Here is a 6,392-nt window from a genome sequence, read left to right as displayed (position 1 = left end):
CACCGGACTCCAAATCCGGGGGTTGCAGGTTCGAGTCCTGCCGGGCCTGCCAGAATTTTAAGATTACAGATGTAACTGGAATTGTTTATCGATGCCTTTTTGCAATCACGCAAATACGCATAAAAACTCTACTCAAATAGTGCATGGCAGTACATGAACAAGTAGTTTGTTACACTCCTACCTTTCACTCCCTTGTCGCCGGCAGAGGCGCAGGGGAGTGTTTTTATGGCTGTTATACCTTTGAGGAGATAGCCACCTTTAGCAGGTTTTGTAATACACTCTGGCAAGTTTTCCAACCTGGAAACCTTCATCAACTAGGGCCTGCAAAAGGGATCATCAAGGATCTTGTTAGCTTATTTCTGCTTTCCTGCGTAGTATAGTCTGGTCAAGCACGTCACAGCGAGGCTGAATAGAAATCAAGAGAATAAAAAATATAATGATTAAACATGACCATAAATAACCTCCTTGACCAGGCGTATATTCTACATTTAAAATAAAATATGAACCTTTCGCGTTGGCTTCATAACCTTCTGTGTTTTTTAGGCTTGACATTGACTTTTAAAATGCGGGCATGGTAATATACGCTAGCAACCCGAAGTGTGGACTCCATTGCTGAGGCAGGTAATATAGTGTGGGTGGTTGTGCCCCAAGAATGTGCGGGGAAGAGCCAGCTTTGTTATAATCTATGTAGTGGCTTTGGGACTGAAAAATATGGGGGTTGCAGGTTCGAGTTCATAGGAGGCAAAAGGCTTGGATAAGATTTTTAGTTTTTTGAGAGAAGCGCGAGCAGAGCTAAAAAGAGTTACATGGCCAAACAAAAAGCAGGTTTGGATTTCTACACTGCTGGTCATAGTGGTAACTTTATTGGTTTCAGCATATTTGGGAGTTCTCGATTTGATATTTACTGCGGTTTTCTCAAAAATCGTGGGTTAGTAAATCTTTTTAGAGTAAAGTTTTTCGAATCCATAGATAAAAATAATTTAAACAGGATTTTTATATTCCTTGAATAGCGTTGACAACTTGGGAAATATCAATCAATTGACTAGGGGGGTGAGGGGGCCCAAATGGCCCCCTTTTCGGTGATGATTGACAAGAACGAGCGTCGTTGGTATGTTGTTCAAACGTACGCAGGATATGAAAATAAGGTAAAAGCCAATTTAGAGCAGCGTATAGCTACAATGGGCATGGAGGATAAAATCTTCCGAGTCCTCGTGCCGATAGAGGAACGAGTTTACGTTAAGGACGGAAAGCAAAAGAGAGTGAAAAGAAAAGTCTTTCCGGGGTATATACTTGTGGAAATGATCCTTGACGACCAATCCTGGTATGTAGTGAGACACACTCCTGGCGTCATGGGTTTCGTGGGTGCTGGTAATAACCCCATTCCTTTATCCGAACGGGAAGTCCAGGATATCTTTGCGAAGATTGGCAAAGAACAGATGAAGCCAAAGTTGGAAATCGATCTCAAGCCAGGGGATGTGGTTCGCGTTAGAAGCGGACCCTTCGAGGGGCAAGTCGGCACGGTAGTAGAGGTTATTCCGGAGAAGGGAAAGATCAAATTTTCAGTGACACTTTTTGGACGAGAAACTATAGTTGAAGCCGATTACAGCGATTTAACAAAAATATAAGGGCGTTCAAGCTACACGGGAGGGAAAACTATATGGCTAAGAAGGTAATAGCACAGATAAAACTACAATTGCCGGCAGGCAAAGCAACGCCAGCGCCGCCTGTGGGCCCAGCACTTGGCCAACATGGCGTAAATATTATGGAGTTCTGCAAACAATTTAACGCAAAGACCGCAGATAATGCGGGCATGATAATTCCAGTGGTGCTAACTGTTTATGCGGATAGAAGCTTTACTTTTGAGCTTAAAACACCTCCAGCCAGCATATTGCTCAAAAAGGCCGCGGGTATCGAAAAAGGTTCTGGTGAGCCAAACAGAGATAAGGTTGGCAAGGTTACCAGAGAGCAATTAAAAGAGATAGCTAAAATCAAAATGCAGGATTTAAATGCTAATGACATAGAAGCAGCTATGCGTATGATCGAAGGTACTGCCCGATCTATGGGCATAGAAGTCGTGGGTTAGTGTATATCATGTGGCAGGGGCAACCCGTTACAGACCACAAGGAGGAATAGAAAATGGCAAAGAAATCAAAACGTTATTTAGCAATGCTCGAAAAGGTTGATAAGACGAAACTTTACGGTCTTCGCGAAGCCATTGAGCTTTTAAAAGAACTGCCAACCGCAAAGTTTGATGAGACAGTGGAAATGCATATTCGTTTGAACGTAGATCCTCGTCATGCCGATCAGCAGGTGAGGGGCACCATCACCTTGCCTCATGGCACTGGTCAGGAAAAAAGGGTTCTTGTCATAGCATCGGGCGAGAAGATGAAGGAAGCCGAAGAGGCAGGAGCTGATTATGTTGGCGGAGAGGACATGGTGCAGAAGATCGAAGGGGGATGGTTGGATTTCGATGCCGTAATAGCCACCCCTGATATGATGCGCGTTGTAGGGCGTCTTGGGCGCATTCTAGGTCCTCGCGGCCTCATGCCAAGCGCAAAAACTGGCACAGTTACATTCGATGTGGCTGAGGCCATTAAAGAAATCAAGGCGGGACGTATTGAGTATCGCGTCGACAGATACGGTATAATTCACGTAGTGATCGGCAAGATGAGCTTCGCGCCTGATATGTTGTTTGATAATGCTAAAGCTTTATTGCGCGCTGTATTGCGTGCGCGCCCTGCGGCTGTTAAAGGACGGTACGTGCGGAGCATTGCCATAGCGCCGACCATGGGCGTTGGGATCAAGATAGATCCGATACGAGCTCAAAAAGAAATCGTTGAAGAGTAAAAAATAATAAAAGCAGCAAAGGGTTGTTTGTGTGATGCTTTTGATGTCTAGAGCGAATTCTTTTTTGCTTTAGCCTTCTTTGTTTTTTAGTTTTGACGTAAACTTAAAAAGTCATACTTGAAGAAAATGCCATAGATTAATAAAATTAATTCTGTCATTGGGCTTAAGACAGCGGGTGAAAAACTTAAATGGTTTCATGACCAGCCCGCCGAGGCCAGGAGAGTGTTTTTGTATTGGTGATAAAGCTCCTGGGTTTTGCCCAGGAGCTTTATTTTTTAAAAAAGGAGGTGAAGGAATGCCTTCAAAAGCTAATATTCAAGAATTGCAGAAATTGATCGAGACGCTTCAAGGAGCACAGGCAGTATTTTTTAGCGAGTATAAGGGATTAACAGTCGAGCAAATAGGAGAATTAAGGTCCAAAGTTAGGGAAGCAAAGGGCATCATGAGGGTGGCCAAGAATACGCTTTTCGGTTTGGCTCTTAAGGAAGTAGGATTGTCTGTTCCTGAAGAGGTGCTTTCTGGGCCCAACGTTTTTACGGTGGCATACGGAGATCCTGTCGAAGTAGCTAAGGTACTAGCTAATTATGTTAAAGCGACAAGAGGCGAAGCCTTAAAGTTAAAAGGAGCTCTGTTGGACAAGAGATTTATAGATGCCGGAGAGGTAAATACTCTTGCTACGTTGCCAACTAGGGATGTCTTGTTGGCCCAAGTGTTTAGTGCCATGGAAGCGCCAGTGCGGGGATTGGTTACGGTTTTGTCTGGAACTTTACGTGGTTTGGTAACGTGCTTGGACCAAATAGCAAAAGAAAAAGAGAAGCAAGCAGCGTAAAGGGCTTCCAGCTGTAAGTGTAATTCAATATTTATAACGTTACATACCTAAAAGGGAGGAATCAAACAATGACCAAAGAGGAAATCATTAAGGCGATAGAGGAAATGTCGGTTCTTGAACTATCGGAGTTAGTTAAGGCCTTAGAAGAGCGGTTTGGTGTATCCGCCGCGGCTCCTGTGGCCATGATGGCTGCAGCTCCTGCAGCAGGGGCTCCTGAGGTGGCCGAGGAAGAGGAAAAGACTGAATTCGACGTAGTCTTAAAATCTGTTGGCGCGAGCAAGATAAATGTAATCAAAGTTGTTCGCGAAATTACGAGCTTAGGCTTAAAGGAAGCAAAGGAGTTGGTTGACAGCGCTCCAAAACCTGTGAAGGAAGGAGTTTCCAAGGAGGAAGCCGAGGAAATCAAGAAGAAATTGGAAGAAGCAGGCGCTGAGGTAGAAATAAAGTAACTTGCAAACGAAGGGTGTGGGGTGAATTAAACTTCATCTCACGCCCCTATATTTTATTTAGAGGCAGCATACTTTGATTAAGTTACCGCATAACGCAAAAGAGGCAATAAAATTACAAAACGAGTTGCGCAGCTTCGTAAGAATAAGGGATTATCCCAATATCGCTCAAATAAGGTTCATTGGCGGTGTCGATGTTGCTTACTTTAGTCGAAAGATGACTAGCGCATATGCAGTTGCGATCATTTGGGATCGATTTTCTGGCGAAGTCATAGAAAGAGCATATGCTGAAAGAAATGTCACCTTCCCTTACATACCTGGCCTGCTTTCTTTCAGAGAACTTCCCGTTATAATAGATGCTTACGATAAACTGTCCCTTAAAGCAGACATTTGGATGATAGACGGTGCAGGTGTTGCTCATCCGCGAGGGCTAGGCATTGCGTCACATTTTGGGGTTGTTTTGGATCTGCCCTCGATAGGAGTCGCTAAAAGTCGTCTTGTAGGAAATCACCTTCATGTTCCACGAAACAAGGGATCGTGGGTGCCCTTGTGGCAGGATAAAAAAGTGATAGGACATGTCGTTCGAACGAGAAGCAAAGTTAGGCCTCTTTATGTAAGCCCAGGGCATAAGATCTCCATTAGACAGGCAACTGAGCTGGTTTTAGTTTGTTGTACGCGTTATCGGTTGCCAGAACCTACGCGTTTGGCACATCATTTGGTGACTCGTCGTGCTCATTCACTTTAGTCTTTCCTAGTGAGTTTGATGATCTCTTCGTCCTCATAAGCTCTGCTCGCGGTGGCCCGCGTATCAAAGGCGTACTTTCCCTTGTAGGCTTGCACTTCGCCTTCTAGCTTGTGAAAGACCAATTGAGCTATGCGAGTTCCCGGATATAAGGATATGGGGACCTCACCTTCATTGACTAACTCAAGTGTTATGACTCCTTGAAATCCCGGGTCAACGAATGTTGCCGTGGCGATTACAAGTCCTGCTCTTCCCCACGAGGATCTGCCTATGACATAGGCCATCACGTTTCGAGGCAGACGTAAGAACTCCAAGGTTGAACTTAAGACGAACTGCCCGGGATGCAATATGAAAGCCTGACCGTATTCTCGCCTTATACGATCGTAGTAATCGACCCAAGCGGTGTCGTTAAAAGCGTCCTTTACATCCATAACGGGTATTTGGCCCTTGCGAAACAGTACAAAGTCTTGCCCGAGCCTTACGTCCAGGGAAGCCCTTCCTATCTGACGATTTAAATCCAACAAGGGCATGACTACTAAGTCGCCCCTATCCAGCATGCTTCTTATTTCGTTTGAACCTAATGCGTTCGTCATGTTTTGTCAGCTCCTTTTTAAACCTTACGAGCTCCGATATTTGGATAAAAATAAGCTCCCATCGCAAGCGAAAGCTATTAACCTCTCCAAAGAAGCCATTTCCTCGAAGGAGGCGCCCTTATGGATTTCGTAAGAGGCTACTATGGAGCCCGCGATGAGAATGCTGATTATCTCTAGGGGATCGTCTTTTATTTGGCTAGGTGGTATGTTTTCAAGCAGTAAAGCAGTTGCGTGACATATTTCGTCCCACTTCCAATCCCAGGCTTTCGGAGAAACTTCGCTTTTTCGTGAAGATCTTGCTATTTCTTCAATCCAATCCTTCAGCTCTCTTGGCCAATCAATATCTTTTGCTTGCTTCCAGTCAAACATATCATAGTTAGAGGTCATGATAGAAATACCAGGAGCAAAGATTAGGGCAAAACGGTCGGAAAGCTCCTGATTGTACATGGTCCACGCTTTATCTAAATGCGTTGAAAAAAACTGAAGGTTTAGTGGCGAGTCCTGTTCTTCTGCGTAAAAGGGAAGTAAATAACATTCGCAAGGTTGCTTCCACCATGGCAGATATTTTTGAATGTCGCTAGTGGCAAGATGTTCGGTTATAAAGGGTATGACGAGACATTTAATCGGTGGGCCGTACAGATCTAGTAACTTGTTTGGCCATTCTGGCGCGCCGTAATTTATCCCTAAAATTATTTTATCAATAAGGGATAAGCCATTTGCTATATTATCAATGGATCCAATTGCATTCATTTCTATATCCTTTAAGTTGTCATATATGGTTTTAAGGATTTTCCTGCTCCTTGACGGAATGGAGGGTTTCTCCAAGGCATTGTTGAGTTTCTTTAACGTGTAAAAAATGTGCCATCGAAGATTGATTTCGTCATTATTTACGCATTTCATATGAAAATCTCCCTTCACTTAGAGTAAAATACATT

9 protein-coding genes and 1 other annotated feature are annotated in these 6,392 nt (G+C 44.0%); of the genes, 7 read left to right on the top strand and 2 right to left on the bottom strand.

Going from position 1 to position 6,392, the window contains the following annotated elements:
* Positions 1-750: 750 nt before the first annotated feature.
* From secE to nfi, 7 genes are all read left to right on the top strand, one after another.
* Positions 751-933, top strand: coding sequence for a preprotein translocase subunit SecE (gene secE, locus Q7P41_RS04385; RefSeq protein WP_303882422.1), 183 nt, complete (start codon positions 751-753; stop codon positions 931-933).
* A 131-nt stretch (positions 934-1,064) separates the two neighbouring features.
* Complete coding sequence (gene nusG, locus Q7P41_RS04380) at positions 1,065-1,625, top strand: transcription termination/antitermination protein NusG (RefSeq protein WP_303882420.1); 561 nt, start codon at positions 1,065-1,067, stop codon at positions 1,623-1,625.
* A 32-nt stretch (positions 1,626-1,657) separates the two neighbouring features.
* On the top strand, positions 1,658-2,083 hold the full coding sequence (rplK, locus tag Q7P41_RS04375) for a 50S ribosomal protein L11 (RefSeq protein WP_303882418.1): 426 nt from the start codon (positions 1,658-1,660) through the stop codon (positions 2,081-2,083).
* 53 nt (positions 2,084-2,136) lie between these two features.
* Positions 2,137-2,847 (top strand): 50S ribosomal protein L1, encoded by a 711-nt coding sequence (gene rplA / locus Q7P41_RS04370; RefSeq protein WP_303882417.1) that lies wholly within the window; start codon positions 2,137-2,139, stop codon positions 2,845-2,847.
* Positions 2,848-2,991: 144 nt separating this feature from the next.
* Positions 2,992-3,129 (top strand) — a sequence feature (ribosomal protein L10 leader region).
* 13 nt (positions 3,130-3,142) lie between these two features.
* Positions 3,143-3,676 carry a 50S ribosomal protein L10 gene (gene rplJ, locus Q7P41_RS04365; protein ID WP_303882415.1) on the top strand — a complete coding sequence of 178 codons (534 nt, stop codon included), beginning with the start codon at positions 3,143-3,145 and terminating at the stop codon, positions 3,674-3,676.
* 68 nt (positions 3,677-3,744) lie between these two features.
* Complete coding sequence (gene rplL, locus Q7P41_RS04360) at positions 3,745-4,125, top strand: 50S ribosomal protein L7/L12 (protein WP_303882414.1); 381 nt, start codon at positions 3,745-3,747, stop codon at positions 4,123-4,125.
* 73 nt (positions 4,126-4,198) lie between these two features.
* Positions 4,199-4,867 (top strand): deoxyribonuclease V, encoded by a 669-nt coding sequence (nfi, locus tag Q7P41_RS04355; RefSeq protein ID WP_303882412.1) that lies wholly within the window; start codon positions 4,199-4,201, stop codon positions 4,865-4,867.
* Here the strand turns inward: nfi and dcd are convergent.
* Together dcd and Q7P41_RS04345 are read right to left on the bottom strand one after the other, a co-directional pair.
* Positions 4,864-5,457 carry a dCTP deaminase gene (gene dcd / locus Q7P41_RS04350; RefSeq protein WP_303882411.1) on the bottom strand — a complete coding sequence of 198 codons (594 nt, stop codon included), beginning with the start codon at positions 5,455-5,457 and terminating at the stop codon, positions 4,864-4,866. The two genes, nfi and dcd, sit on opposite strands and share 4 nt — an antisense overlap.
* 24 nt (positions 5,458-5,481) lie before the next feature.
* Positions 5,482-6,357, bottom strand: coding sequence for a hypothetical protein (locus tag Q7P41_RS04345; RefSeq protein WP_303882410.1), 876 nt, complete (start codon positions 6,355-6,357; stop codon positions 5,482-5,484).
* Positions 6,358-6,392 lie beyond the last annotated feature (35 nt).

It is taken from the genome of Acetomicrobium mobile, assembly GCF_937920065.1.
Note: the sequence above shows the minus strand (reverse complement) of the source record. Positions and strands in the feature narration are given on the sequence as shown.

Coding starts and splice junctions, on each gene's coding strand:
- rplK (WP_303882418.1), top strand. CDS start 1,658: ATGGCTAAGAAGGTAATAGCACAGATAAAACTACAATTGCCGGCAGGC.
- nusG (WP_303882420.1), top strand. CDS start 1,065: ATGGCCCCCTTTTCGGTGATGATTGACAAGAACGAGCGTCGTTGGTAT.
- Q7P41_RS04345 (WP_303882410.1), bottom strand. CDS start 6,357: ATGAAATGCGTAAATAATGACGAAATCAATCTTCGATGGCACATTTTT.
- rplL (WP_303882414.1), top strand. CDS start 3,745: ATGACCAAAGAGGAAATCATTAAGGCGATAGAGGAAATGTCGGTTCTT.
- dcd (WP_303882411.1), bottom strand. CDS start 5,457: ATGACGAACGCATTAGGTTCAAACGAAATAAGAAGCATGCTGGATAGG.
- rplJ (WP_303882415.1), top strand. CDS start 3,143: ATGCCTTCAAAAGCTAATATTCAAGAATTGCAGAAATTGATCGAGACG.
- rplA (WP_303882417.1), top strand. CDS start 2,137: ATGGCAAAGAAATCAAAACGTTATTTAGCAATGCTCGAAAAGGTTGAT.